At 74.0% G+C, this 26,994-nt stretch carries 23 protein-coding genes and 1 pseudogene; 5 read left to right on the forward strand and 19 right to left on the reverse strand.

All coding sequences use genetic code 11. From position 1 onward, the window contains the following. Positions 1 to 739: pseudogene (locus tag FHL79_RS26610) on the reverse strand (hypothetical protein); the annotation flags it as partial. A 55-nt stretch (positions 740 to 794) separates the two neighbouring features. On the opposite strand from FHL79_RS26610, the gene FHL79_RS26615 reads away from it, so the two are divergent. The 3 genes from FHL79_RS26615 (at position 795) to FHL79_RS14945 (ending at position 3,948) form a co-directional block, all read left to right on the forward strand. Beyond that, the gene (locus FHL79_RS26615; RefSeq protein ID WP_246080817.1) at positions 795 to 1,232 is read left to right on the forward strand and encodes a hypothetical protein; all 438 of its coding nucleotides are present in this window, start codon (positions 795 to 797) and stop codon (positions 1,230 to 1,232) included. A 231-nt stretch (positions 1,233 to 1,463) separates the two neighbouring features. Continuing rightward, positions 1,464 to 2,438, forward strand: a complete 975-nt coding sequence (locus FHL79_RS14940; RefSeq protein ID WP_138759379.1) for a glycosyltransferase family 2 protein — start codon at positions 1,464 to 1,466, stop codon at positions 2,436 to 2,438. 109 nt (positions 2,439 to 2,547) lie between these two features. Then, positions 2,548 to 3,948, forward strand: coding sequence for a TonB-dependent receptor (locus FHL79_RS14945; protein WP_138759380.1), 1,401 nt, complete (start codon positions 2,548 to 2,550; stop codon positions 3,946 to 3,948). A 9-nt stretch (positions 3,949 to 3,957) separates the two neighbouring features. Here the strand turns inward: FHL79_RS14945 and FHL79_RS14950 are convergent, their stop codons facing one another. The 4 genes from FHL79_RS14950 to FHL79_RS14965 are packed head-to-tail and all read right to left on the reverse strand — an operon-like array spanning position 3,958 to position 6,938. Then, a complete protein-coding gene (locus tag FHL79_RS14950) occupies positions 3,958 to 4,512 on the reverse strand; it encodes a type 1 glutamine amidotransferase domain-containing protein (protein WP_138759381.1) in 555 nt (184 codons plus the stop codon). A gap of 42 nt (positions 4,513 to 4,554) precedes the next feature. Further along, the gene (locus FHL79_RS14955) at positions 4,555 to 5,568 is read right to left on the reverse strand and encodes an alpha/beta fold hydrolase (protein ID WP_138759382.1); all 1,014 of its coding nucleotides are present in this window, start codon (positions 5,566 to 5,568) and stop codon (positions 4,555 to 4,557) included. A 10-nt stretch (positions 5,569 to 5,578) separates the two neighbouring features. Further along, positions 5,579 to 6,226 carry a cytochrome b/b6 domain-containing protein gene (locus FHL79_RS14960; RefSeq protein WP_138759383.1) on the reverse strand — a complete coding sequence of 216 codons (648 nt, stop codon included), beginning with the start codon at positions 6,224 to 6,226 and terminating at the stop codon, positions 5,579 to 5,581. Then, entirely contained in the window at positions 6,210 to 6,938 is a 729-nt protein-coding gene (locus FHL79_RS14965; RefSeq protein WP_138759384.1) for a molybdopterin-dependent oxidoreductase, read from the reverse strand. Before FHL79_RS14965 ends, FHL79_RS14960 begins: the two co-directional genes overlap by 17 nt. A gap of 150 nt (positions 6,939 to 7,088) precedes the next feature. On the opposite strand from FHL79_RS14965, the gene FHL79_RS14970 reads away from it, so the two are divergent. Beyond that, positions 7,089 to 9,059: a lytic transglycosylase domain-containing protein gene (locus FHL79_RS14970; protein WP_218938478.1), complete on the forward strand. Its 1,971-nt coding sequence runs from the start codon at positions 7,089 to 7,091 to the stop codon at positions 9,057 to 9,059. On the opposite strand, the gene FHL79_RS14975 is transcribed toward FHL79_RS14970, so the two are convergent. Then, positions 9,056 to 10,555 carry a hypothetical protein gene (locus FHL79_RS14975; protein WP_138759385.1) on the reverse strand — a complete coding sequence of 500 codons (1,500 nt, stop codon included), beginning with the start codon at positions 10,553 to 10,555 and terminating at the stop codon, positions 9,056 to 9,058. The two genes, FHL79_RS14970 and FHL79_RS14975, sit on opposite strands and share 4 nt — an antisense overlap. A 375-nt stretch (positions 10,556 to 10,930) precedes the next feature. Between FHL79_RS14975 and FHL79_RS14980 the strand changes: the two genes are divergently transcribed. Beyond that, a complete protein-coding gene (locus tag FHL79_RS14980; protein ID WP_138759386.1) occupies positions 10,931 to 13,747 on the forward strand; it encodes a DUF7507 domain-containing protein in 2,817 nt (938 codons plus the stop codon). A gap of 635 nt (positions 13,748 to 14,382) precedes the next feature. Here the strand turns inward: FHL79_RS14980 and FHL79_RS14985 are convergent. From FHL79_RS14985 to FHL79_RS15045, 13 genes are all read right to left on the reverse strand, one after another. After that, complete coding sequence (locus tag FHL79_RS14985) at positions 14,383 to 15,273, reverse strand: type II secretion system F family protein (RefSeq protein ID WP_138759387.1); 891 nt, start codon at positions 15,271 to 15,273, stop codon at positions 14,383 to 14,385. Then, entirely contained in the window at positions 15,273 to 16,214 is a 942-nt protein-coding gene (locus tag FHL79_RS14990; RefSeq protein WP_138759388.1) for a type II secretion system F family protein, read from the reverse strand. The genes FHL79_RS14985 and FHL79_RS14990 overlap by 1 nt, the downstream gene beginning before the upstream one ends. Beyond that, on the reverse strand, positions 16,214 to 17,683 hold the full coding sequence (locus tag FHL79_RS14995; protein ID WP_138759389.1) for a TadA family conjugal transfer-associated ATPase: 1,470 nt from the start codon (positions 17,681 to 17,683) through the stop codon (positions 16,214 to 16,216). Before FHL79_RS14995 ends, FHL79_RS14990 begins: the two co-directional genes overlap by 1 nt. Beyond that, complete coding sequence (locus FHL79_RS15000) at positions 17,680 to 18,858, reverse strand: CpaE/TadZ family protein (RefSeq protein ID WP_138759390.1); 1,179 nt, start codon at positions 18,856 to 18,858, stop codon at positions 17,680 to 17,682. The genes FHL79_RS14995 and FHL79_RS15000 overlap by 4 nt, the downstream gene beginning before the upstream one ends. After that, a complete protein-coding gene (gene cpaB, locus FHL79_RS15005) occupies positions 18,855 to 19,559 on the reverse strand; it encodes a Flp pilus assembly protein CpaB (RefSeq protein ID WP_138759391.1) in 705 nt (234 codons plus the stop codon). Before cpaB ends, FHL79_RS15000 begins: the two co-directional genes overlap by 4 nt. Positions 19,560 to 19,619: 60 nt before the next feature. After that, positions 19,620 to 20,594, reverse strand: coding sequence for a pilus assembly protein TadG-related protein (locus tag FHL79_RS15010; protein WP_171058173.1), 975 nt, complete (start codon positions 20,592 to 20,594; stop codon positions 19,620 to 19,622). Beyond that, positions 20,591 to 21,031 carry a TadE/TadG family type IV pilus assembly protein gene (locus tag FHL79_RS15015; protein ID WP_246080819.1) on the reverse strand — a complete coding sequence of 147 codons (441 nt, stop codon included), beginning with the start codon at positions 21,029 to 21,031 and terminating at the stop codon, positions 20,591 to 20,593. Before FHL79_RS15015 ends, FHL79_RS15010 begins: the two co-directional genes overlap by 4 nt. A gap of 109 nt (positions 21,032 to 21,140) precedes the next feature. Further along, positions 21,141 to 21,362, reverse strand: a complete 222-nt coding sequence (locus FHL79_RS15020) for a Flp family type IVb pilin (protein ID WP_138759394.1) — start codon at positions 21,360 to 21,362, stop codon at positions 21,141 to 21,143. Positions 21,363 to 21,550: 188 nt separating this feature from the next. Further along, a complete protein-coding gene (locus FHL79_RS15025) occupies positions 21,551 to 22,273 on the reverse strand; it encodes a prepilin peptidase (RefSeq protein WP_171058174.1) in 723 nt (240 codons plus the stop codon). A gap of 444 nt (positions 22,274 to 22,717) precedes the next feature. Next, positions 22,718 to 22,939 (reverse strand): Flp family type IVb pilin, encoded by a 222-nt coding sequence (locus FHL79_RS15030; protein ID WP_138759394.1) that lies wholly within the window; start codon positions 22,937 to 22,939, stop codon positions 22,718 to 22,720. Positions 22,940 to 23,083: 144 nt separating this feature from the next. Next, positions 23,084 to 23,479, reverse strand: coding sequence for a PPOX class F420-dependent oxidoreductase (locus FHL79_RS15035; protein WP_138759396.1), 396 nt, complete (start codon positions 23,477 to 23,479; stop codon positions 23,084 to 23,086). A 131-nt stretch (positions 23,480 to 23,610) separates the two neighbouring features. Next, the gene (locus FHL79_RS15040; RefSeq protein WP_246080821.1) at positions 23,611 to 24,573 is read right to left on the reverse strand and encodes a sensor histidine kinase; all 963 of its coding nucleotides are present in this window, start codon (positions 24,571 to 24,573) and stop codon (positions 23,611 to 23,613) included. A 111-nt stretch (positions 24,574 to 24,684) separates the two neighbouring features. Next, positions 24,685 to 26,781, reverse strand: coding sequence for a SpoIIE family protein phosphatase (locus tag FHL79_RS15045; RefSeq protein WP_138759397.1), 2,097 nt, complete (start codon positions 26,779 to 26,781; stop codon positions 24,685 to 24,687). Positions 26,782 to 26,994 lie beyond the last annotated feature (213 nt).

The raw sequence follows: 26,994 nt of genomic DNA on the forward strand, positions 1-26,994 counted from the left end.
TGCCGGTTCCCAGCGTGCCGGTGCCCACCGTGCCCGTTCTCACCGTGCCGGTTCCCAGCGTGCCGGTTCCCAGCGTGCCGGTTCCCAGCGTGCCGGTTCCCAGCGTGCCGGTTCCCAGCGTGCCGGTTCCCAGCGTGCCGGTTCCCAGCGTGCCGGTTCCCAGCGTGCCGGTTCCCAGCGTGCCGGTTCCCAGCGTGCCGGTGGCGTCCGTGCCGGTTCCGCCGGTGACTGTCCCCGTCGCGCCGGTCCCCGCTCCCAGCGACCCGACGAGCGGCAACGGCCGGCCCGCGACCGCGCCGGGCACCGCCGTCCCCGGCGCCGACACCCCCGCGACGGGGCCGTCCACGACCGGCTCGGCTCCGACCACCGGGACCGGCACCCCTGCCGTGCCCGCCGTCGACACCCCCACCACGGCGACCCCGCCGGTCGCCGTCCCGGTCGCGACGCACCCGACCCCGGTCGTCGTCCCCTCGCCGGCCGACACGACGACCTCGAGCTGCACCAGCACGACGGCGGCGGCCACCGCCCCGACGACGACCGCCACCACCGCCGGGACGGCGACCGGCGTCCCGGTGAGCTGCCCGGCTGGCACGGGCACCGCCGCAACCCCGGAGCCGGGGAGCGCGGCGACCACGACGACCGCCGCGGACCCAGGCGTCGCCATCTGCGCGGCCACGGCCGTTGGGCCGGCGACCGACCAGCCGAGCACCTGCCCGGCACCCGCCACCGGTGCACCCACCGAGGCGCCACCGGCCCCCGCCGTCTGCAGCCCCCTGCCCGCTGCGGTGGCCGCCGTGCCGGGAGCTCCTGACGTGCTGGTCGGCGAGCCGATCACCCAGCTGCGCCAGGCGCCCGCCGAGCAGCACGCCGGCCGGTCGCAGGTCACCGGCACCCGGAGCGCCGGCGGGCACGATGCCGTCAGTGGGGGAGCCCCTGCGCCGCACGGTGGCGCCGCCCCGCCGGCCGGGCTTCCCCAGCCGATCCCGGCGCCCCTCCCGCAGGCGCCCCCGCCACCACCACCGGCGCTGCCGACACCCAACACCGGGACGAGTTCCTGCGGTGGTGCCCGCGCGTCGGACGGCGGGCCGGACAGGAGCATCGGCATCGACCTGCCCCTGGTCGTGCTGGCCGCGAGCGACAGCGACGAGCTCTTCGGTTCCCTGCGGCCGTACACCGGCCGCAGCCTCCCCGTCGTCGGCGCCGCCGAGGACCCGGCGGTCGCGCCGGACTGACGAGGCCTCCGGGCCGGTGCGTCCTGCGCCGCCCGTCGAGATGCATCGTCCTCGAGAACACCGTGTCCGCCGCAGCTGCTGCGCGGGCCGGCAGCGCCGGACAGCGCCCGCCTGCTCGTCCCCCAGCGACTCAGCGCGTTCCGCACCTCACCTCTCGTCTCCTCCACTCCCACGGCTCCAGCGCGACCGGCGACCTGCCCGGTCCGCGCTCCGAGCGAAGGAAGGCCAGCCATGTCCCGGTTCCCAGTCGATCTGACCAACGCCGAAGAAGTCCGGTACGCCGACGTGCCGAACACCGTGGACGACCCGTCGCGCACCGTCCCGCCGACCGACCGGTCGGTGTCGCCGCCGGCGACCGGTACGACGGTGACGCTCGAGCAGGACCACGCCCGCCGGCAGCCGCGGGTGAGCGTGATCATCCCGACCTACAACGAGGCCAAGAACCTGCCCCACGTCTTCGCCCGGCTGCCGCTGGACGTGCACGAGGTGATCGTGGTGGACGGCCGGAGCGTCGACGGCACCGTCGAAGTCGCCCGCTCGCTGCGGGCCGACGTCCAGGTCGTGCTGCAGAACCGGATGGGCAAGGGCAACGCGATGGCCTGCGGCTTCGCCGCCGCCACCGGTGACGTCGTCGTCATGCTGGACGCCGACGGGTCCGCCGACCCCGGGGAGATCACCCGGTTCGTCGACGCGCTGGTCGCCGGCGCCGACTTCGCGAAGGGGACCCGGTTCGCCCAGGGCGGCGGGTCCGGCGACATCACCCCGCTCCGGCGGTGGGGCAACCGCTGGCTGAACCGGCTGGCCAACGCCCTGTTCGGGACCCGGTACACCGACCTCTGCTACGGCTACAACGCGTTCTGGCGGGACTGCCTCGACCACCTCGCGCTCGATCCCCGGCTCGCGGTGGGCGGTGGCAAGCAGTGGGGTGACGGCTTCGAGATCGAGACGATCATCAACACCCGCATGGCGCTGGCCGGGGCGCGGATCACCGAGGTGCCCAGCTTCGAGCACCCGCGGATCCACGGCACGAGCAACCTCAACACCTGGCGGGACGGTGCGCGGGTGCTGCGGGCGCTGCTCATCGAGCGGGCGGACCGGGAACGGCTGGTCCCGCGGGGGGTGCTCGGCCGGCGACCGGTGGCACCGGGCGGCGACGCCGCGGGCCTGGGGCAGGGGAGCCGGGATGGCCGGCGCCGCTCGGCCTGACGCGCGCTGCGGGCTGCCGGCTCGTGGTCGTCGCCGCGTCGACACCGGCTGGTCACGTGCGGCCGTTACGCTCCCCGCACCTCGGGACGCCACAGGACGGGAGCCCCACATGGACGCCGGTGCGGACACCCTGCAGAAGGCCCTGCAGGTCAACCTCGACCCCCGTTGGTACGGGACGATCGCCGAGATCGGGGCCGGCCAAGAGGTCGCCCGCTGGTTCTTCCGCGCGGGCGGCGCGGCCGGCACGGTCGCCAAGTCGATGTCCGCCTACGACATGGCGGTCAGCGACGCGGTGTACGGCAAGTCCGACCGCTACGTCTCCAAGGGCCGGCTGCAGGCGATGCTCGACCACGAGTTCGAGCTGAACCTCGACCGGCTCAGCGAGGCGCGCGGCGACGAGACGGCGTTCTTCGCCTTCGCCGACACCGTGGTGGCCCGCAGCTACCGGGGCGGGAACGAGTGCCACGGCTGGATGGGCGTGAAGTTCCAGTCCCATCCCCGCGACGAGGCCAGCCAGGTCATCGTGCACGTCCGGATGCTCGACGACGAGGCCGCGTTGCAGCAGGAGGCGCTGGGCGTGGTCGGGGTCAACCTGCTGCACGCCGCGTTCTTCCAGCACCACGAACCCGAACGGCTGGTGGAGAGCCTGCTCGACCGGCTCACCACCGGGCGCATCGAGATCGACATGATCGAGCTGCAGGGCATCGAGTTCCGCTCGGTCGACAACCGGCTGATCGCGCTGAAACTGGTCCAGCTCGGGCTCAGCGGCGCCGCCATGTTCGGTCCCGACCGGCAGGTGCTGCAGCCCAGCGAGGTGCTACGGAAGCGGGCGATCCTGGTCGAGCGCGGCAGCTTCCGGCCGCCCACGGTGGTCAACATCGACATGCTCGAGGCAGCCGGGGAGAAGTTCGCCGAGGACCCGGCGGTGGCCGGCCGGGACGTCCTGGTGCTGACCGAGCTGACCATGGCCAACCTGCGCGCCGGCGGGGACGCCGTCGACCGCCGGGACTTCCTCGCCCGCGCGGACCTGCTGGCCGCCTGCGGGATGACCGTGCTGATCTCGGACTTCGCCGCCTACCACCGGCTCGCCGCCTACCTGAGCTGGCGCACCGACGGCCGGATCGGCATGGTCATGGGCGTCCCCAGCCTCCACGACCTGTTCGACGAGGCGTCGTACTCGGCGCTGCCCGGCGGCATCCTGGAGGGCTTCGGCCGGTTGCTGAAGAACGACCTGCAGTTGTTCGTCTACCCGATGCTCCGGGACGGCGAGGTGGTCACCGTGGACACCGTCCACGTCGCCGAGGAGCTCCAGCCGCTCTACGACTACTTGGCCCGCCGCGGCAGCTTCGTCGCGCTGGACAACTACAAGCCCGACTACCTGCCGATACTCAGCCGGGACGTGCTCAAGCGGATCCCCACCGACGACGAGTCCTGGGAGGCGATGGTCCCGCCGGCGGTGAGCGGTCTGATCCGGAAGCGCGGCTTCTTCGGGTTCCAGCGCGATCGCTGAGCCGGCGGGTCAGCCCCCCGCGAAGAGCCGGACGACGGCCTCGTTGAACGCGGGGATGTCGTCGGGGTCGCGGCTGGTGACCAGGTTCCCGTCGACGCACACCTCCTGGTCGACCACGGTGGCACCGCCGCGGCGCAGGTCGCCGCGGATGCTCGGGTAGGAGGTCAGGGTGCGGCCGGCCAGCGTGCCGGCCTCCAGCAGGGTCCACGGGGCGTGGCAGATCGCGGCGACCGGCTTGCCGGCGTCCATGAAGGCCCGCACGAACGCCAGCGCGTCGTCGTCCTGGCGCAGGGTGTCGGGGTTGACCGCGCCACCGGGCAGCAGCAGCCCGTCGTAGTCGTCGGGGGAGACGTCCCCGACCAGCCCGTCGACCGGGAACGTCGTCGACGGGTGGATGTCGCCCTCGACCGCCTGGACGGCGCCGGCCTCGACGCCGTCGGGGACGGAGAGCAGGTGCGTCGTCGCGCCCGCGGCCTCGACGGCCTTGCGCGGTTCCACCAGCTCGACCTGCTCGACGCCCTTGGCGGCGAGCACCGCGATCCGCTTGCCGGTCAGTTCAGCCATGTGCCGGTCCTGCCCGGGGACGGCGGGGCGGCAAACGCCGGCTCAGGTGTCCAGCCACTCCCGGACGGCGGCGCGGAGGAAGGCGAAGTCGTCGGCGTTCGCGTCGGGGTGCGGTGCGCCGGCCCGGTGCCCCCAGATGCTCGGGATCGGCCGCAGCTCGGCGTCGGCCAGGTGCGCGAGCTCCGCGGCGTTGTCGGCGACCCGGAAGTACAGGTCGGTCTCGCCCGGCAGCAACAGCACCCGCGCCCGGATGCCCTGCAGCGCCCGGGTCAGGTCGCCGTCGTGCTCGGCGGCGCTGATGTCGGCGTGCACCCAGGTCTGCGCCTGGGCGTACAGGTCGGCCGCCGGGAGCGGGAACCCGGTCTCCCAGTCCCGGACCAGGTAGGTCTCCAGGTCCGGGGCCCCGAGCACCGTGCGGTACAGCTCAGCCCGGTAGAAGTCCTGGCTCAGCCCCCAGCCGGCGTAGACGTGCGAGAACGCCCGCAGCGCCGCGGTCGGCTCGGCGGAGAACCGGCCACCGCCCCGGTGCTCAGGGGCGGCCTCCAGGATGCGCAGCAGGCCGGACAGGAAGACCTTGTTGTGATCGGCGGTGCGGGCGCTGCCGCAGACGACGATCGCCCGCTGCACCTGGTCGGGGTAGAGCGCCGCCCAGTGGTAGGCCTGGATGCCGCCCATCGAGAAGCCGTACACCGCCGCCACGCTCGTCGCGCCGAAGTGCTCGGTGACCAGCCGGTGCTGGGCCCGCACGTTGTCCGCGGCGGTGACCACCGCGGGGTAGTCCGGCTGCGCGGACGCGCTGCTGGACCGGCCGTTGGAGAACATGTCCGGGACGACGACGAACCACCGACCGGGGTCCAGCACGCCGTCCGGGCCGATCAGCCAGGCCAGGTCGTCGGCGGTCGCGCCGTAGCTGCACGGGTAGACGACCAGGTTGTCCCGGGCCTCGTCGAGGGTGCCGTGGGTCTGCCAGGAGAGCCGGGCGTCGGTGATCGTGCCGCCGCGCTCCACCGCCAGGTCACCGAGTGCGAACGTCCCGCGGTCCACCGGCCAGCTCATGACGAGGACGCTAGGCGTCCCCGCCGTCCCGGGCCTGTCCGAACTCCGCCGCCCACGCCGGGTGCTCGGTCTCGGCCCAGCGCCGCGGCACCGTGCCGGTGCGCAGGCTGCGCAGCGCGACCGGGTCGCGCAGCGCGAGGGAGAGGTGCCCGAGCACCAGCAGCCCGACGGCGAGCGCCGTCCAGTCGTGGACCAGCGTCGCGCCGGTGCGCCAGGACAGCGGGGCGAGGTCGGTGGACAGCATCACCACGCCGGTGAGCAGCAGGACGCCGATCGCGCCGGTGCTGAGCGAGCCGTTCAGCTTCTGCCCGGCGTTGAACTTGCCGACCGGGATCCGCCCGTCCCGGCGGGTCCGCGAGCGGAGCCAGCGCCAGTCCGCGGAGGTGAACCGGTCGAGCCGGCGCAGCTCCGCCCGGTAGCCGGCCGAGGCCAGACCGAGCACCAGCGGCACCGGCAGCGCTGACCCGCACCAGACGTGCACCAGCTCGACCACCCGGCGGTGCCCGACGAGGACCTGCAGCGAGCTGTTGTAGAGCACCGCCGCGGTGAGCAGGCAGACCAGCATCAGGACGCCGACCAGTCCGTGCACCCAGCGCGCCGTCCGGCCGAACCGGGGCAGCTCCGGCTCGACCGCCCGGGCCTCAGCCGGTCGGGTCATCGTCGCGTCCGTTGGAGGAGCCGACCCAGCCGTCGACCGCGTACCCGCGCTCCTCCCAGTAGCCGGGGACGACCTCGTCGGTGAGCTCGATGCCGGACAGCCACTTGAGGCTCTTGTAGCCGTACATCGGCGCGACGTAGAGCCGCACCGGGCCGCCGTGGTCGTGGGTCACCGGGGCGTCCAGCATCCGCAGCGCGACCAGGACGTCGGGGCGGCGGGCCTGGTCGAGGGTGAGGCTCTCGGTGTACGTGCCGTCGAAGGAGCTCAGCCGCACCGCCGTCGCAGCCGGGGCCGGCGCGGCCAGGTCCAGCAGGTGTCCGAGCTGCACCCCGGCCCACGGCACGTCGGGGACCCGCCAGCCGGTGACGCACTGGAAGTCGCGCACCAGGTCGGTCTGCGGCATCGCCTGCAGGTCGGCGAGGGTGTGCCGGCCCGGTTGCGCCACCAGCCCGGACACCGAGAGCCGGTAGTCCCCGGCGTCCTGCTCGTCGACCCCGCCGGTCACCGAGTAGTAGCGGAAGGTGTTGCCGAGGGGGAGCAGGCCGCTCAGGCCGGTCGGGTCGCGGGTCTGGATCGGTGCCAGCGCCGCCCCCAGCGCGTCCTGCAGCCGCGCGCCGCCGACGATCCCGAGCGCACCGAGCCCGAGCAGGCCGAGCACCACCCGCCGGCCGACCGGAGCGCCGCCGTCGACGTCGGGCTGCTCGGTGGCCATGCCGCCACGGTAGGCCGCACTCCCGGGGCACGAGGGCGCGCGGCATCCCATGGCGCGCCACCGGTGACCAGGCCTACGGTCGGCCAGGTCAGCGTCGTGGCCACGGGGAGCGCCGATGCTCGAGAACGCAGTGCAGAACGCAGTGCCGGCGTGAGGGCGGGCTCGGGGCGTCGCCGTCGACGCGGGTTGGTCGTCGGCCTGACCGCGGGTCCGGTCGCCGCCCTGCTGGCGCTCCTGCCGACCGGTGCCGCCGGCCCGGCGGACGCCCGTGCCGTGGCGTCGCTGCCGCAGGGACCGCTGGTCGAGGTGGCCTGGCCGGAGGTGCCGGCGCAGACCCGGACCTCCACCCCGGCGGCGCGCAGGCAGCTCGCCGTCCCGCCACCGGAGACCACCGCGGCGCCGGTCGCCCCGGCGCTCGCCACCCCGGCCTCGGCCATCCCGGCCTCGGCCAGCCCGGCTGCGACCACCCCGCCGCCGGCCGATCCCGCCGAGCTGCCCGACCTGCCCCGGTCGACCGCGGCAGCGTCGGCGCTGGCGGCCAGCGGCATCCCGACCACCGCGCTGGAGGCCTACACACGCGCTGCCGACGGCGTGGACTGCGGCCTGGACTGGACGCTGCTGGCCGCGATCGGCCGGGTCGAGTCCAACCACGGCCGGTTCGCCGGTGCCGTCCTGCACACCGACGGGCTGTCGACCCCGCCGGTGGTCGGCATCGCGCTCACCGGCGCCGGGACAGCGCTCGTCCTGGACACCGACGACGGCCGGTTCGACCGCGACACCGTGCACGACCGCGCCGTCGGCCCGATGCAGTTCATCCCGGGGACCTGGGCCCGCTACGGCAGCGACGGCAACGGCGACGGACGCAAGGACCCGTTCAACGTCCACGACGCGGCCGCCGCGGCCGCGCGGTACCTGTGCGCCGCCGGTGGCGACCTGTCCGGTGTCGCCGGTCAGGCCCGCGCGGTGTTCGCCTACAACCACTCCAGCGAGTACGTCGCCTCCGTGCTCCGGCTCGCCGCGACCTACGCCGGGACGACGCCGCCGCCGATCCCGACGCCGGAGCCCGCGACCCCGCCGACCGTCCCGCCGGTGGACCCGGCCGGGCCGCCGGCCCTCGCGCCGGCGCCCGTCCCGGTCGAGGCGCCGCCCGCCCCGCCGGTCGTCGTCGCTGCCGAGGCGCCGGCCCCGCCGGCGCTCGCGCCCGCCGCCGGACCGGTACCCGCTCCTGAACCGGCGCCGACTCCGGAGCCGTCCGGCGGCGTCGAGGTGAGCGTGACACCGACGTCCGAGCCGACCGCCACCCCCCAGCCGAGCTCGACTCCCACGCCCTCGTCCGAGCCGCCTGTCACACCGACGCCCGAACCGTCGCTCGAGCCGACTGCCACGCCGACGCCCGAGACGTCGCCCGAACCGTCGTCCGAGCCGACTGCGACACCGTCGCCCGAGCCGACTGCGACACCGTCGCCCGAGCCGACTGCGACACCGTCGCCCGAGCCGACTGCGACACCGTCGCCCGAGCCGACTGCCACGCCCACCGCTGAGCCGACGCCGAGCGCTGAGCTGGCTCCCACGCCGACGCCCAGCGCGGAGGTGACTCCCGCGCCGTCGCCGACCGCGACGCCGAGCGCCGAGGTGGCGCCGGCGCCGGCGCCGAGCGCCGAGCCATCGCCGGTCCCGACGCCGAGCGCGGACGTGACTCCGACCCCAGTGCCGAGTGCCGAGCCGTCGCCGGTCCCGACGCCGAGCGCCGAGGTGGCGCCGACGCCGACGCTCACTCCCACGCCTGTCCCGACGCCCACCCCGGACGTCTGCCCGGCCGTCGGTGCCCCGGACGTCGTGGACATCGTCAACGGCACCGGTGACCCGGCGATCGCCGACGAGGTCGCGGCTCACCTTGCGGCGGCCGGGCTCACGATCGGCACGGTCACCGCGGCCGAGCCTGCCGCCTCGGGCATCGAGCACCCGGTGGGCTCGGCGTCGCCGGGGGAGTGGCTGACCGGGGCGCTCGGCACGACGCAGCTGCTCCGGCAGGGCGAGGTCGGGCACGTGACCGTCGTCCTGGCGGCCACGGACCCGGCCGACCTGCTGGCCGCCCTGCGCGCGCTGCCGGCCTGCGGCTAACCGACGGGAGCGAGCACCAGCACGCGGTCGGCATCGGCGGCCGCGACCCGCCAGCCGGCCGCCTCGGCCTGGGCCACGACCGGACGGTCGGGGGAGAGCAGCAAGCACCTCACGTCCTGCCGTGCCAGGTACGCCAGGGTGCCGGCGTCTCCGTCGATGAGGCCCTGGACCTTGGTGAGCACGGCCGCCCCGTAGGCGTCGTTGCGACCGTCCTGCGCCACCAGCACGCCGTCATCAGCCCTCAGGTAGGTGATCCACCCGCCGTCGTCGTACTCGTTGAGCACCCGGCACCCGTCGGGGATGGCCTCGACGGTGGCGCGGGAGGCGATGCTCCCCGTGGGTTCGCCGACATCAGGCAGGTGCAGGAAGGCCAGGACGACGTAGGTCGCTGCCAGGGCGGCGGCGACGCCCCGGGCGAAGAAGCGCACTCGTCCCCGGCTGCGGGCGCCGTCCCAGTCGGTGCGGGTCGCCCAGACGGCAACCGCTGGGATCGCCAGCGCAGCGGCCATGGCGGAGAACCGGGCGGCGCTGACGCCGAGGACGAGGAGGACGAGGAGCGCGCCCGCCCAGACCGGGAGTGCGACGTCCCGCGGCGCGCGCCGCCAGGCCACCAGGGTGAGGACCAACCCGAGCGCGGCGACCGCCCAGGTGGCCTGGCACAGCGCATTGGCCCGCCACAGGGGTGCCCACTCGGTGATGTACGCGGTCGACGCGTCCCGGGTCGCGAGCGCCGAGGTGATCACCGATCCGCCCAGCGGGGAGCACAGGCAACCCAGGACCGTGGCGCCCACCGTGAGGCAGGCCCGAGGCATCAGCGCCCGCCACTCCCCACGGCGGGTGGCGAACACGACAGCCATCCCGGCCGTCGTCGCGAACACCCCGCTCAGAGCAGCCAGGTGCAGGTTCACCCAGAGGGCGGACAGCGCGAGGAGCGCGGCGATCCCGACGGCGAGCCGACGACCACGCCACTCCACCGAGCGGGCGGCCAACGCCACGACGACCAGGAGCAGCCCGTAGCTCACCGACTGGGGTCGGGCGCTCAGCCACGGGACGAGCACCAGGCTCCCGAGGATCCCGGTGACCGCGAGCGCGCCGGCGCCCGCGCCCAGCACCCGTCCGGCCACGGCCACGCCGCAGCCGACGACCAGGACGCCCAGCAGGGCGGCGAGACTCAGCCCGACCCGGCCGGCGGCTGCGTCCGCCAGGTGCAAGAGCACGTCGTAGAGCCAGGCATTCGGGTGCCACAGCTGCCCGGGGATGGTCCAGGAGAAGGCGTCCGGAACGGTGACCGACCGCGCCTCGGTCACCTGCCTGCCCGCGACGACCGCCCAGAAGGTGTCACCCTCGGCGAAGGCACCCATGCGGACCATGCCGACGAGGAGGAAGGGCAGCAGCGCGCCGCACGCCTGGGCGACGTTCCCGGCGCGCCCGGCGTCGGTGCGCCCGACGAACCGTGCCGGTCGGCGGGCGGCGCCGACGAGTTGGTCTGTGCTCATGGATGCTCACTCCGTGGAAGGTCTCGCTGTCGTGGTCGGCGCTCCACGACGGGAGTTGAGCCGAGACCCAGCCCGGTCCCTCGCGCGCAGCCGCGGCGGCGGAGTGTGCACGGGTCACGCAGCGCGACCGTGCCCCTGGGCCCGTCCTCCGTGACCACCGGCGCGGGGTGGCCGCAGCGGGCCCGGGCCTCACCCGGGCGAGTAGATCGAGCCCGCGCTGACCGCTCCGGGCGGCTTCCGGCTCAAGCCATCGGGGCGGGCGACCGATGACGCAGTCACGGGGTCAGAACACCCGGCGGCGTCCTGCTGACCGGCCTGCCTCCGGGCTGAACCGTCTGCGAGGTGCCGACGGTGTCCCGAGAAGGAGTTTCCCTGGTGGTCACGATCGCGCTGCGCCGTCCGGCCCGGACGTGGTGGCCGGCCCTGCTGGCCTTCGCGCTCGTCGTTCTGGCAGGCGGGGTGGTGGTCGCCGCCGCTCCCCCCGCGCTCGCCGCACAGGACCCGGACTCCTGCGCCAAGACCATCGGGCTGGTCGACGGCGGCTTCGAGGAGCCGGTCATCGCGGTCAACACCATCCGCTTCGCGCCGCAGTCAACGGTGCCCGGTTGGAACACCACGGCCGACGACGGCGTCATCGAGATCTGGCACAACAACCACGAGGGCGTCTCTGCTGCGGCGGGCGTCCAGCACGCCGAGCTGAACGCGAACAAGCCCTCCGCGCTGTACCAGGACCTGCCGACCGTCCCGGGCACGGTGATGCGCTGGAGCCTGGCGCACCGCGGCCGCACGGGCGCGGACACGATGGCCGTCAACATCGGGCCCGCCGACGGCACCCTGGTGGAGCAGCGTCAGCTGACCGACAGCACGGACGCCTGGGGCAAGTACTCCGGCTTCTACACGGTGCCCAAGGGCCAGAAGACCACCCGCTTCTCCTTCGCGGCGGTGAGCACGAACAACGGCAGGCTCAGCGTCGGCAACTTCCTCGATGACATCTCCTTCGGCACCGACGCGTGCGTGATCGGCAACCAGAACGTCAGCTCCTCCTCCGGTGGCCCGTACGCGCAGGCCGGTGACCTGATCACCATCACCGTCGACGCCAACAGCGGCGGCGGCAGCCCGGCTCTCGGGACGACCGTGAGGAGCCCCATCCCGGCCGGCGTCACCTTCGTGCCCGGCTCGCTGCGGGTGATCAACGGCACGGTCACCACCTCGCCCACCGACGGCGCCGGGGACGACGTCGGCGAGTACGACGCGACGACACGTCAGGTGACCGTCCGCGTCGGCACCGGCGCAACTGCCGCCACCGGAGGGAGCCTCAACAACGGGGAGGTGGGCACGGTGACCTACCAGGTCCGCGTCAACCCCTCGTCCGCGCCCAGCACCTTCGACTCCGAGTCGACCATCACCTTCCTCGACCCACTCACCAACACCGTGAAGACCTCGACGACCAACTCGGCGAGCATGGTCCTCAGCCCGATCGCCGACCTGGCCGTGACCCTCGCGCGGACCGGCACCGATGCGGTCGTCGCCGGGCGGTCGGTGACGTACACCGCGACGCTGACGAACAACGGTGGAACGAGCACCATCGCCGGCCAGGACTACGCCTACGCCAGCAAGCTGACCAGCCAGCTGCCCGCTGCGTTGACCGGCGTCACCGGGACGACGTCCGGCGGCACCTGCACGGTGTCGGGCGGGACCCTGACCTGCGACGTGGGCACCCTCGCCAGGAGCGCCAAGCGCACGGTGACGCTGACCGCGACGGTGGGCTCGGACACTCTGCCGGTCACCGGAGGGCTGGTCCTGAGCGTGACCGGCGTCACGGGCAGTCGCGACCTCAACCCGGGCAACGACACCGCGTCGGTCACTTCCGACGTGACGGCGCTGGCCGATGTCGGGGTGACCCTCACCGCGAGCCCGTCGTCGCCGGTGGCCGGGACCGACATCACCTATACGGCCGTGCTGACCAACCAGGGGCCGTCGACCGCCCGCTCCGTCGTCCTCGACGACCCGCTGCCGGCCGGCACCTCCAACCCCCGTGCCTCGGTGCCGGGCGGCTCGTGCTCGGCGGCCGGCGCCGTCCCCGTGCAGTGCTCGTTGGCCACCCTGGCGCCTGGGGTGCCCACCGCCGTGACCATCGTGCTGAGGTCAGCTCCCGACCGCACCGGCACCGTGCAGAACACGGTGACCGTGGGCGCGACGACGTCAGAGCCCGCGACGGTGAACAACAAGCCGAACGACAAGGTCAACAACACAGCGAGCGTGACCAGCACCCTCCGGGCCGTGGCCGACGTGCGGGCCGAGCTCACCGTCCCGGCCGGCAACGTCCCCCTCGGCGGTTCCACCCCCTACCAGGTGACCGTCAGCAACCAGGGCCCGTCCACGGCGGTCAACACCCGGATCACCTTCAGCACCCCCGCCGGCTTCACCGTGGGCCTGCCCACGAGCCCCTACTGCACCGCTGCTGGGTGCACGATCCCCTCACTGGCACCGGGAGCCTCGGTGGTGCTCAAGGGCACCGCCCAGGTGGCCACCACGACCGCACCCGGCCGGGCTGACGTGTCCGCAACGGCCACCGCCGCGACGACCGACCCCAACACCGCCGACAACACCGGGCGCACGGTCGTCTTCGTGGGCGCTCCGTCCCTGCAGGTGTCGGTGCTCGGGGCGATCACCGACACGCGCCGCACCCGGGGCGCGGACGTCGGCGACAGCGTCGTCTGGACCTACGTGATCACCAACGCGGGCGACGTCGACGTCACCGACCCGACCGTGGTGCTGCCGGGCAGCACCACCGCGGTCCCGACGACCTGCCAGCCGGGCACCCTGCCGAAGGGGCGGACGGCCGCCTGCCGCATCGTCGTGCCGCAGTCGGTCACGACCACCGACGTCAGCGCCCTGGCCGTGAAGACGACGGTGCAGGTGACCGCCTCCTGGGTCGGCGGCACCGAGGTGCGCTCGCCGTCGGCCGGCGGGTCGCTGGCCACCGTGCTCCCGGTGGTCGTCGTGCCGGCGGCCGCGATGCAGGGCACCTCCCTGCCGGCCGCCACGGGCGCCGAGCTGCAGGAGGCGGCCACCCTCACCGACGCAGCGACCGGCGGGCGACCCGGACAGGCGGTGGTGGCCATCGGTGCGCTGCTCGCCGCCGTGGCCGGGACCGCCCTGTCCTCCCGTCCGCTGCACCGCCGGGACTGATCCACCGGTCCCGCCCGCCGCCCGCGCCTCGTCCGGAGCCACCGCTCCGGACGAGGCCTTCGGCGCGTGCGGACCTGCCGCTGCGTCGGAGCAGCCCCTGCCGCCCCCACCGGGTCACCCGGTCTGCTGGCCGGTGAACGGTGCTGCTCCGCCCCGTTGAGCTCCACCGGCCCCGCCCGCCGGTCCCGCCGAGGGCGTCCGCGAGCCGCTGGCTGCCCCGGTGCCGCCCTGTGGATCCCTGTGGATGGCTCCGGCCCTCCCGAGTGCCGTCCCGGCGCATCGGCCGGCGCCGCTGCACCGGACGTGGGACGTCCCCGCGGTGCTCCACCTGGACGGAAGGGCGCCGGCTCGTGCCGGTGCCGCCCTCGGACGACGGGGGCCCTCGACCACGAGTGCCGGGTGATCGTCGGCGACCAAGGCGTGCGGCCGTGCGCACCACGGGCTGCGGGTCCGCGCCGGCGATGCAGAACACCTCGGCCTCCCGCCCGGCGGGCCCGGTCCCGCCGACCTCGGCCCGGCGTGCGAGCACCGCGGCGACCGGGCGGGCAGCCCCGCACGCACGAGGCCCCGTCCACCCGGGGTTCGGGTGGACGGGGCCTCGGCGCGACGCAGCAGGCGGCTCCCAGCGCGGAGGATCAGCCCAGGGCCGACGACAGGCCCATGACGGCCGGGCCGACCACGATGATGAGCAGCGCCGGCAGGATGCAGACCATGAGCGGGAAGGTGACCTTGACCGGCACCTTCATCGCCGCCTCCTCCGCCCGCTGACGGCGCTTGATGCGCATCTCCTCGGCCTGGACCTTCAGGACGTCGGAGATCGACACCCCGTAGGCGTCGGCCTGGTTGACCGCACCGATGAAGCGCTGGACGTCGGGCACGTGCGCGCGGCGGACGAGGGCCTCGTAGGCCTCCCGGCGGGGCCGGCCCACGGCGATGTCCTGCACGGTCCGGGTCAGCTCGTCGGCCAGCGCACCCTTGCCGTTGGCAGCAGCCCGGGCCAGCGCGGCCTCGAAGCCCAGCCCGGCGGCCACGCAGATGACCATCTGGTCCAGGACGTCGGGCAGCTGCCGGGCGATCTGCTCCTGCCGGTCCCTGCCCATCTTGGACAGCACCAGCTCGGGCAGGTGGTAGGCACCGATCGGGAGGGCGATCAAGAGCAGTGCCCGGACCGGACCGGGGGAGGCGGAGAACCACAGGCCGACGACGACGAGGACACCCGCACCCAGGGCGATCTTGCTCCACAGCGTGCGCATCATCGTCCAGCCACTGGGCCACCCGGCGACGTCCAGCAAGCGGCGCATCCGGCGGGCCGCCGGCTCGGGCGTGAGCGTGCGCAGCAACGCCCCGGAGCCGGTGCCGCGCGACTCGAGCGACCCCACCTCGGGCAGGGCGCTGGTCGCGAGACCGCGGGTGAGGTTGCGGCGCGCGATCGCCAGGGAGCGGTTCGACTGCTGCAGCACCCCGTTCAGGGCCCAGCCGATCGGCAGCACGACCGCCAGGACGGCGGGCACGAGGAGCGGGCTCATCAGAACTCCACCTTCACGGTCTGTCGGATCCAGACGGCGCCGACGACCATCAGGACGCCGGCGATGACGACGGCGGTGATGCCGCCGGAAGAGCTGAAGAGCCGGCCGACGTACTGCGGCGAGACGAGCATCAGCACGCCCGAGATGGCGAAGGGCAGCACCAGCAGGACGACGCCGGAGATGCGCCCCTCCGCGGACAGCGCCCGGGCCTGCCGGCGCAGCTGGCCGCGCTCGCGGATCGTGCTGCTGACCCGGTCGAGCACCTCGGCGAGGTTGCCGCCCACCTCGCGGTGGATGGCGATGGCCTGGACCACCCAGGCGAAGTCGTCGCTCTGGGTTCGGTCGACGATCTCCTCCAGGGCGGCGCCGAGGTCGCGCCCGACGCGCGTCTCGTTGACCGCCCGGGAGAACTCCTCCGAGATCGGCGCCGCGGTGTCGTGGCTGACGGTGTCCAGGGCGCGGAGCACGCTGTGGCCGGCTCGGAGGCTGCCCGCCATGAGCTGCAGGGCGTCGTCCAACTGCTCGAGGAACGCCGCCTGGCGACGCCGGGTGGCCCGGCTGATCATCAGCCGGGCGCCGATCGGGGCGAGGGCCGCACCGACGAGGGCGAGCAGCGGGCCACCGGCCAGCAGGCCCAGCGCCCCGAGGCCGAGCGCAGCACCAGCGGTGATGACGACGACCTCCGAGGGCCGGCTGCGGATGCCGGCGCGCTCCAGCACGGCCTCGAAGCCCTCAGTGCGCCCGGTGTGCTGCAGCAGCCGGTCGACCTGGGCCGTGGTCCCCACGGCGGCCGAGGACAGCCCGCTCGTCGGGACGGCCTGCGCTCCGGGCGCCAGCCGGGACAGCGGCACCGTGGTGCGCCGCGGACCGGCCAGCAGGAAGACGGCGACGCCGAGCGCCAGCACGACGAGGGCTCCACCGGCCCACACGACGGTGGGCATCAGCCACGCCCCGGCGAGGTGGCCCGGTGCACCGGGGCCCCGAAGACCCGCGGCGACACGGCGATGCCCAGCTCCTCGAAGCGCTGGGTGAAGCGCGGCCGCACGCCGGTGGGCACGGCCTTGCCGATGATCCGGCCGTTGAGGTCGGTCCCGCCGGTGTAGTCGAACAGGAACGCGTCCTGCAGCGTCACCGTGTCGCCCTCCATGCCCTGCACCTCGGTCACGTGGGTGACCCGGCGGGTGCCGTCCCGCAGCCGGGAGATCTGCACGATGACGTCGACGGCCGAGGCGACCTGCTCGCGCACGGCGCGCAGCGGCAGGTCCATGCCCGCCATGAGCACCAGCGTCTCCAGGCGGGCGATGGCGTCGCGCGGGGTGTTGGCATGCACCGTGGACAGCGAGCCGTCGTGGCCGGTGTTCATCGCCTGCAGCATGTCCAGGCTCTCCCCGCCGCGGACCTCGCCGACGACGATGCGGTCGGGTCGCATGCGCAGCGAGTTGCGCACCAGCTCGCGGATGCCGATCGCGCCCTTGCCCTCGATGTTGGCCGGGCGGGACTCCAGCCGGACGACGTGCTCCTGCTGCAGCTGCAGCTCGACGGCGTCCTCGATCGTGATGATCCGCTCGGTCTCCGGGATGAACGAGCTCAGCACGTTGAGCAGGGTCGTCTTCCCGGTGCCGGTGCCGCCGGCGACGATGATGTTGAGCCGGGCCTCGACGCAGGCCCGCAGCAGCTCGGCCATCTCCGGGCTGAGAGTCCCGAAGGAGATCAGGTCGGCGACCTGCAGCGGGGTGCGGGAGAACTTGCGGATGGTCAGCGAGGAACCGCTGAAGGCCAGCGGCGGGATGATGGCGTTGACGCGGGATCCGTCGGCGAGCCGGGCGTCGACCAGCGGCGAGGACTCGTCGATGCGCCGGCCCACCCGCGAGACGATCCGCTCGATGACCCGGCGCAGGTGCGCCTCGTTCGCGAAGGCGGTCGCGGTCAGGGTGATCCGGCCACGCCGCTCGACGTAGACCCGGTCCGGGCCGTTGACCATGATCTCGGTGACGTCGGCGTCCTCGAGCAGGGGCTGCAGGGGACCGTAGCCGAGCACCTCGTCGGTGATCTCGCTCATCAGCCGCAGGCGGTCCTCGCCCGACAGCGCGGTCTGCTCGTTGGCCAGCACGCGCTGCAGCTCGGTGCGCACGAGGGAGTGCAGGTGGTCCTCGGGCAGGTCGGGGTCGTTGAGCTTGTTGCCCAGCCGGTCGAACAGCGCGCGGCTGGCGCGGTCCTTGAGCCGGGTGAGGGCATCGCCCTGACCTCCCGGGGCAGGGCTGTCGTGCCCCGGCTCGACGGTGGTGGCGACCCGGTCGGCGAGGCTCTTGGCCGGGGACGCCGCCGCCGCGGCCGCACGGGCGACGTGCACCGGCTCGGGGCCGAGCAGGTTCTCCCCCCGCGCGGTCGCGATGCGGTCGGTGAGGGTCATCGCGCGCCGGCCTTGAGACGGCCGAACAGGCCGGTGCGCGCCGGGGCCGCCTGGGGCAGGAAGCGGCTCAGCAGCGTCTGCAGGCCCTTGGCCACCGGGTCGCGACCACCGGTCTGCAGCAGCGGGACGCCGGTGTTCGTCGACATCGGCACCGCGGAGCTGCGCGGCAGCACGAGGTCCAGCGGCGTGCCGATGGTGGTCTCGATGTCCTTCATCGACAGCGCCGCGTCGGTCTCCCACATGTTGAGCAGCAGGTGTCGTCGGGCCGGCAGGAGGTCGAGCTCGGTGAGCACGTCGATCTCCTTGCGCAGCCCGCGCACCCCCGGCACGTCGGCACCGCTGAGCAGGACCAGGTCGGTGGCCTTCTCCAGCACCGTCAGGGTGTGGTCGGACAGGCCTGGCGCGGTGTCCAGGACGACGTACTGGAACTCCTGGCTGAGGGTGTGGACCAGCTGGGCGACCTGCTCGGAGGTCACCGCGTCACCGGCGGCGGGGGAGTCGCTGCCGGCCACGACGTACAAGCCGCTGGGGTGCCGGGTCAGGAAGGTCTTGAGCACGAGCGGGTCGTTGCTGGCCGCTCCGTGCACGGTGTCTGGGAGCGTGTACTCGGGCACGAGGGCCAGTGCGCTCGCCACGTCGCCGAACTGCAGGTCCAGGTCGACGATGACCGTCGACCCGGTACCGGACCGGGCCAGCCCGACCGCCAGGTTGGTGGAGACGGTGGTCTTGCCGACCCCGCCCTTGGCCGAGGCCACGACGATGACGCGGCGGTCGGAGCTCGCCTCGGTGGCGGTGGCCTGCGCGCGGGCGCGGGCCAGGTCGGCGCAGCGGCGCAGCACGGCCGCCACGTCGTCCGGGCCGGCGTCGGGGCCGAGCACGTCGCGCACCCCCGACCGCATGGCCGCGACCCACAGGTCGGGGTCCGACGGGGCGACGACGACGACGTCGGTGCCGGAGCCGGAGACGTCGAGCTGGGTGGCCAGGTGCAGCGCGCGCTGCAGCGGGACGTCTGCGCCGAACACGAGCACCTGCGGGTGCCCGGCCTCCGCGAGACGGGCGGCCAGGCCCCCCTCGGCGTCGAGGGCCTCGACCCCGAGGTGGGCCGCGGTCGTGCTGGCGGCGGCGAAGCGCTGGGCGAGCTCGGCACCGAGGCCGATGGTCAGGACGTTGCTCATGACTGGGCTCCTGCGGACGGGGTGGCGGCGGCGGTGGAGGCGGAGGTCGTTCCGGGGCGGGCCATCTCCTGCAGGGAGAGCCAGATCGTGCCCTGCTGCATCCCGGCGATGACGGCGGCGCTCTGCGGGCCGTCGAGGGCGAGGGTGACGGTGACCTGCGCGCTCGGGTCGGTGGAATCGGTCGCGCCGGACGACCGGGTGACCAGCACGCCGTCGATGCTCTGCGACGCGGGGGTGCCCGAGGCGCCCGTCCCGAACACCAGGACGCCGACCCGGTCGCCGGCCTTCAGCGCACCGTCGACCGCCTGCTGCGGCTGCAGGGTCAGGCTGACCTCCTGCGTCCCGGCCGGGGCGGCGACCGTGCCGGCCGCCAGCAGGGAGGCCGGGTCCGCGAACCGGTCGGCGAGCAGCTGCTCACCGGGCAGCAGGTCCGCGGTGGTGACGAAGCCGGCCACGGCGGACAGGTCGGACAGGCCGCCGGGTGCGGCCAGGCGGGCCGGCACCTCTTCCGTGCTGACCGAGCTGGCGACGTCGGCGGCGCCGGTGCCGGCCGGCACGGTGCGGCCGACCACCAGGACCGGGACCAGCCGTTCGCCGGCCTGGGCCCGCGCGTCAGCGGACTGCGCGTAGGTCACCAGGACCACTGCTCCGACGGCGGCGATGAGGAACGCCGCGACGGCGGCGAGGAGGCGGCGCTGCATGATGATGATCCTTAGGACAGAGGGACGGAGCGGGGTCGCGGGCCGGGGGAAGTGCACCGGTCAGGTCGTCAACCGCACAGAGGGCATCGGGGTGCCCAGGGCGGGATCGACCGGGCCGGTGGAGAAGCCCCACAGGCCGCCGTCGGGGTCGACGCCCATGACGTGGAAGCCGAGGTAGTCCGAGACGTGGTACCGGTTGCCGTGGACCTCGTCGTAGACGGGGACGACGATCTCGTAGCCGCCGTGGGGCCAGCTGGTCACGTCGCCGAACTGGCTGCTGGCGACGCAGGTCCTGGCCGCGAAGGTGACCGGTTCGAAGGCTTGGCCGGTCACGTTCCTGTCCTTGGCCGAGCTGCTGCCGCACGCGGCGCTGTCGTCGACGAGGGTCATGACGCTCCCCACGGGGAAGGTCAGGGAGCCGGTCGGGCCGTCACAGGTGTCACTGCCGGTCCAGTCGGCGGGGGAGATCTCCTGCCGGTCCGGCAGCAGCTCCAGCCCGTTCGGCTCGCTCGCGAGGTGGTACGGCGTCTCCTCGGGCAGCTGGAGGTAGCGGCAGTAGGAGATGGCCAGGGGGTAGCTCGCCGTGTAGCCGATCGTCGTGGTCCACGCTGCCTTCGAGGTCATCCGGACCTTGCCCGGTCCGATCGGGATGGGACGCGAGGCGTCCGCTTCGACGGTGACAGTGACCGTCTGGCCCTGGAGGAGGGGAGGCTTCACGGTGCTGCTGCTGCCTGCGTTGTCGGACCCCAGGCGGTCGGCCGTGGCCTTTGCAGTGGCAGCAGTCACGGGGCAGTCGGTGGCGGGGGTGGCGGTGGGGTTGGCAGCCATGTCGGCAGCCACGGCCTTGGCACATTCCATGGCGACGGCGAGGGCCGCGGCGTCCGCGGCGTTGCGCAGCACCTGCTGGTCCCGGCGGGCGGCCGACGTGTCGATGGCGACGGCCGCGAAGCCCAGCAGCACGACCATGCCCAGGGCGACGAAGACGGCGACGGCGCCGCGCTCCGGCCGCAGCCGGCTGGCGAGGGCGCCGATCACCGCTCGCATTGCATAACCGCCCTGCTGGTGAGCTCCACGCCGTTCTTCCCGAGCAGGCCGGCGGCGAAGGGCTGGGTGTAGGTGATCGTCACGGTGACGGTCTCGAGCGGGTCAGCCGGGTCCGTCGACGGGCAGGCGTCCGGGCTGATGGTGATCTGCGAGTCGGGGAGGTCGAGGGAGTCCACCGCATCGTGCACGGCCTTGTGCGCCTGGGTGAGGTCGCCGCCCACTGCCACGACCCGGGCACCTTCGCGGGCGGCGGCGCTCAACCGGGCGTGCACCTGCAGCGCCTGGCTGAACTCGACGATGCCGAGGAACAGCAGGATCAGCAGCGGCACGACCAGGGCGAACTCGACAGCTGCGGCACCGCGCTCGCCGAGCAGCCGGGCAGCGAAGCGGCTCCGGCCGGCAGGGCGAGCAGGGTGGGTGGCGCTCACGTCGGGTCCTCTCAGGTGGCGGTGTGGGAGTCGGGGTGGTGACTGCCGACCGGCGGCGGTGCGACCTGAGTCGCACCGCCTGACCGGGGCTTCATGCGTCAGTTGGAGGTCAGTCCTGGCCGCCGTTGACATCGACGTTCTGGAAGAGGCCTTCGAGCATCGGACGGAAGAACGTGACGGCGCTGACGACGGCGGCGGCGATCAGGCCGACGAGCAGGGCGTACTCGACGGCGCTGGCGCCGCGCTCCTCCTTGAGGGAGGTCACGCGTCCGGAGACGCGCTCGCCGGCGACGAGGGACAGCGTGTAGAGCGACTGGAACAGGGTGACCACGGTGCTTCTCCTGGGGGACGGGCCGTCGGCCGATCGTGTCGTGATGACCCGGGGTCGCGGCTTCTGGAGAGTTGTCGGCAACCGATCGGGGAGAGCTGAGCGGCGACCACCCGGGGTCACCCGGATGGGTGAGCTGGTGTGGGGGACCGGGTAAACGGGTGTGACACCGCGTGACGGCGCTCCGGCGCTCACCACGGCGACACTGCCCATGGCCCGCCGAGCAGTGCCGACGCCAGAGCCCCGACCAGCAGAGCCGGACCGAAGGGCAGGTCCGTGCTGAGCTGCGCCCGCCGAGCTGCGAGCAGCCACAAGCCCAGGAGACCCTGGGCGAGGAAGCCCAGGAACAGCGCCGTGACGACGCTGGACCACCCGAGCCAGCCCAGGTATAGCCCGGTCAGCGCGACCAGCTTGACGTCGCCCATGCCGAGGCCGGAGGGGCTGATCAGCGCCATCACCAGCAGCAGACCGAAGCAGGTCAGGCCGGCGAGCAGCCCCCGCCCCAGGTCGTCCCACCTGTCGGACACGGACGCCGCGCCGGTCAACAGCAGGACAGCCAGCGCGGTCCCGGGCAGCAGGACACGGTTGGGCAACCGGTGCTCTCGGACGTCCACGACGCCCAGCAGCAGACCGAGCAGGACGAACCAGAGCCAGGCCGGTAGATCGGCTGACGCACCGAAGCGGAGGACGACGGCGGTCGACGCCACAGCGCCGACCGCCGCAGTGATGGCTGGGCCCGCTGGACCGGTGCTGGCGGCGGCCCGGGGTGGCGTGGTGACTGGGGCGGACTGGACGTGGCCGTCGACGGGGGCAGGGTCCGCCGGCCGGGTGAGGGCACCACCGGACAGCCGGTGCGCAGCGCGACCGGCCAGCGCACCGAGCAGCGCGACGGCGATGCAGAGCAGCGGGATCAACGGAGGCTCGCCGGACGGACGTACCAGTTGTGTCGCCGTCGCCCGCAGGTCGTCACCGACATCTCGTCCTCCTCCCGACGCTTCCCGGGAATCCTCGGCTGCGGCAGCGACTTGTTGAGCTGGACCGCAGGTCAGGGGCGGTCATCGAGCCGGGGCGCGGGTCAGGTGTCCCAGGTGTCCCAGGAGTCCCGGGCGGCTCGGCCCGTCATCCCCGACCCGACGGCTCGGGGGAGTACCGGCTGCTGCCGTCGGGTCGCGGTGACCGGCACAGACGATCGCCGCCCGGTGGGCGGGCCTGCCGCCAGCCTGGCCGGTCCGGCGGTCACCTGGACGGCGGGCGGGGCGTCGACCGCTGGAACGGCGCAGCGGCCGGCTCCCGGAGGGGAGCCGGCCGCAGCCTCGCAGGTGCGCCTGTGCAGGCGCGGCGGTCAGGTCAGTTGGAGGTCAGTCCTGGCCGCCGTTGACATCGACGTTCTGGAAGAGGCCTTCGAGCATCGGACGGAAGAACGTGACGGCGCTGACGACGGCGGCGGCGATCAGGCCGACGAGCAGGGCGTACTCGACGGCGCTGGCGCCGCGCTCCTCCTTGAGGGAGGTCACGCGTCCGGAGACGCGCTCGCCGGCGACGAGGGACAGCGTGTAGAGCGACTGGAACAGGGTGACCACGGTGCTTCTCCTGGGGGACGGGCCGTCGGCCGATCGTGTCGTGATGACCCGGGGTCGCGGCTTCTGGAGAGTTGTCGGCAACCGATCGGGGAGAGCTGAGCGGCGCCCACCCGGGGTCACCCGGAGGGGTGACACCGCCGCGCCTCAGCCCTGCGGCGAGCTGACCTTCTCTGCCTCGATGGTGACCAGCAGCCGCTGCTGGTCGCGGCCGCCGAACCACGGGTAGGGCCCGCCCAGGTACTTCTGCGCCAGCTGGTCGATGTGCTCGGCAGCGCCTTCGGCGGTGATGCCGACGACCCGCCCGCGCACCGCGTAGTAGCGCGAGACGTCGGCCGGGTCGGCCACGTTCAGCGCCACCCGGGCGTCCCGCTCCATGTTCCGCACCTTCTGGAACCCGGCGACGGTGTTGATCTGGATGTGCGTGCCGTCGGTGTCGACCCAGGTCTGGGTCATCTGCGGCGAGCCGTCGGGCATCACGGTGGCCACGAAGCAGGGGCTGGGCTGGCGCAGCAGGTCGAGCAGTCCGGCGGGCAGCGTCACAGGGGTGCCTCTCTGGTCGGTCGGGTCGCCCCCGACCCTGTCACGCACCACCGGACCCCGCCGTCCGGTCTGGCCCGCCCGAGGCACGCCTCCGGCGCTCCGGCCGTGCGCCGGAGGCGCGCCCCGGGCGCTCAGCGCAGGGCGGTCGCCAGGCGGACCGTCAGGCCGGCACCGACGTCGATGACGTCGACGTTGTCGCAGAGCTGCCGGGCCAGCCACAGCCCCATGCCGCCGCGCGAGAGGTCGGTGCCGTGGGCCGGGCCGTAGCCGGCGAACGGGTCGTCCATGCCGCGCCCGCGGTCGCTGATCCGGCAGACCACCCGATCGGCCGACGCCCACAGCCGCAGCTGCACCGGCGGGCTCCCGTGCCGCACCGCGTTGGAGCTCATCTCGTCGATCGCCAGGTGCAGGTCCTCGACCCGGTCGGGGTCGCCACCCAGGCCGGCCAGCCGCTCGCCGACGGTGTGCCGCAGGCCGATGAAGTCCGAGACGTCGTCCACCTGCAGCAGCGGCTCGGTCGCCTCCAGCGGCTCGACCGGCACCGGGAGCGAGCGCAGGTAGTCGGCCGGTTGCACGTAGTCGGGGTTCGGCTTCCGGCCGTGCTCGGTGACCAGGTGCGGATGGGTGCGCAACCCCGCCTCGACGACCTCGTCGGGCAGCCGGCGGGCGTCGTACACGCACAGTCCCCACAGCAACTGGGCGGGCAGGGCCTGGTTGATCACCGCCTCGTACCGCTGCCACTCCAGCCAGTCCCGGGCGGACGGGCCGAAGTCGGTCTCGCCGACCACCCGGACCCGCGGGTGCCCGGCCTCGACCCGCTCCTGGGCCAGCTTGTGGAAGGCGGTGATGGCCGCGGGGGTCCGCGCCCGGTACACGCCGTGACGCTCGAGGACGACGATGCCGTCCTCGTCGCCCAGGGCGTCGAGCAGCGACCGCGCGGAGGAGTCCTCGACGGCGATGACCGCCGCCTCACCGGCCGCCAGCCCGGCGCGCAGGAAGGGGATAGCGAGAGCAACGAGCTGGTCCGGTGAGTCGTACACCGCCAGGTCGTGCTGGTAGGGCCCGGACGGGACACCGGGGCGGGTGACGGTCATCAGGCCCTCCTCTCGGTCGTCGCTGGGAGCCTCCGCCGGCATTCCACGGTAGGTCACGCGGTCACCGTGCACTGCTGTCCCGGGTCGATGGGACCACGGACCGCCGTCGGCTCAGGCAAGGGTCGGGTCCTCCGGCACCAGGTCGGGCACCCGGTTCGGTCCGGCTTCCACCGGCCGCGGCCGGTCCTGCCGGTGCAGCCGGACGGCGACGAGGGCCACGTCGTCCTCGGGCTTGCCGTCGACGAGCCGGGCGATGAGCTCGTCGCACAGCTGCTGCAGCGGCAGGTCGGCCAGGTCCGCCAGGTGCGTGCGCAGCCGCGCCAGGCCGGTGTCGAGGTCGGCGTCCCGGCGCTCGATCAGCCCGTCGGTGTAGAGCAGCACGGTGGAGCCGCGGTCCAGCGTCACCTCCAGCTCGGTCCGCTGGACGCTCGAGTCCACGCCGAGCAGGAGGTCGGCCTTCCAGTCGGCGAGCACGACGACGCTGCCGTCGGGGCGCAGGGCCAGCGGCGGCAGGTGGCCGGCGTTGGCCCACACCATCCGGGTGACGCCGCGCCGCCGCTCGTCGTCGTCCTGCTCGAACCGGGCCACCGCAGCGGTGGCCAGCGTGTCGATCTGCAGCACGGCCATCGCCGAGTCCAGTCCGCGCAGCACCTCGGCGGGGCCGGCGTCGCTGTAAGCGGCGATGCCGCGCAGCAGGCTGCGCACCTGCCCCATCGCCGCGGCGGCTGCCGTGTCGTGCCCGACGACGTCGCCGATGACCAGCGTCGTGGCCCCGCTCGGCTGCATGAACGCGTCGTACCAGTCCCCGCCGACCCGGGCCGCCTCGGCGGCCGGGAGGTACCGGACGACGATCTCCGCGTGGTCGGGCTCCGGTGGCTCGGTGAGCAGGCTGCGCTGCAGCGCCTCGGCCATCTGCTGCTGCTGACCGAAGAGCCGGGCGTTGTCCAGCGCGAGCCCGGCCCGGTCGGCGACGTCCTGGGCGACCGTGACGTCGGCGTCGGTGGGCTGGTGCCCGTCGGCGTAGAAGAGCGTCAGCAGCCCCAGCGTGCGGCCGCGGGCGCGCAGCGGGAGCGCGACCTCGGTCCGGGGGGCGAGCAGGGTGAGCAGGTCGCGCGCCCGGCCCGCCGGCAGCAGCTCCAGCACGTCGTCCCCGGCGAACCTCACCGCCTCGTTGGAGTGCAGGGCCATGCCCACCGGTGAGGTCAGCGGCATGGCGTCCAGCCGCACCTCGGCGTAGTGCTCCAGCACCGACCGCTGCGCCGGGTCGACGTGCCAGCTGCCGACGTCGCGCGGGTGCCCGTCGTCGTCGATGACGGTGAGCACGCAGTAGTCGGCCAGCGCCGGGACGACGATCCGGGGCAGCCGGGCGGTGGCCGCCTCGACGTCCAGGGTGCCGGCCAGCTCGGCGCTGACCTGGGCCAGCAGGGTGAGCCGGCGGGTGGCCCGCTCGGCCTGCGCCTCGGCCTGCCGGCGCTCGGTCACCTCGATGAAGTAGACCGACAACCCGTCGGGGGTGGGCCAGGCGCGCAGCTCGTACCAGCCGTTGAGCGGCTCGGGGTAGTGCGCGTCGAAGGCGACCGGCTGCCCGGTCGCCACCGCCCGCCGGTAGCTCTCCTCGAACACACCGTTGACCGTCGCCGGGAAGGCATCCCAGACGATCTGGCCGAGCAGCTCGTCCCGGGCGAGCCCGAGCAGCTTCTCCGCCTGGGCGTTGACGTGGGCGAAGCGCCACTCGGAGTCCAGGGAGTAGAAGCCGGCCGGCATCGCCTCGAGCACCCGGCTCACCCGGGCCTCGCTCGCCACCTCGGCGGTGACGTCGTAGGCCACGCCGATCACCCGGGCGGCCGGTCCCTCGGCGGCACCGAAGCCCTTGCCCCGGGCGCTCACCCACCGGGTGTCGCCGTCGGGCAGCAGGATCCGGTAGTCGGTGTCCAGGTCACCCTGGGTGGCGATCACCTGCTTCAGCGCCTCGGTGACCCGGGGCAGGTCGTCGGGGTGCAGTCGGGCGTTGAAGGCCTCGATGGTCTGCTCGAACGTCTCGGTGTCGTAGCCGAACATCTCGATCAGCCGGTCGTCCCAGCTGAGCCGGCCGGTCACCAGGTCCCAGTCGAAGGTCCCGATGCCGGCCGCGTCGATCGCCAGCTGTGCTCGCAGCCGGGTCGCCTGCAGGTCGGCCTGCGGGACGTCGCCGACGGTCGTCGGCTCCACGCGCCCACCCACTCACGTCGCTGCCCCGGACGGCACCGGGGGTTCCACTCGGCTCACTCTGAACCTCGTCGTCTGTTGTGTCACGGAGGGTGGGTCCGAGGCAAGCGGCACGACGCAAGTCACGTCTCGGCCGTGTCCTGTGGTGCGAGTGGGACACCGGGGCCGCCGGGTCCACGGCAGCCCCGGCGCGGGTCGGGAGCTGTTCCTGCGGTC

This window comes from Modestobacter altitudinis (assembly GCF_005930475.1).
Lineage (GTDB): Bacteria > Actinomycetota > Actinomycetes > Mycobacteriales > Geodermatophilaceae > Modestobacter > Modestobacter altitudinis.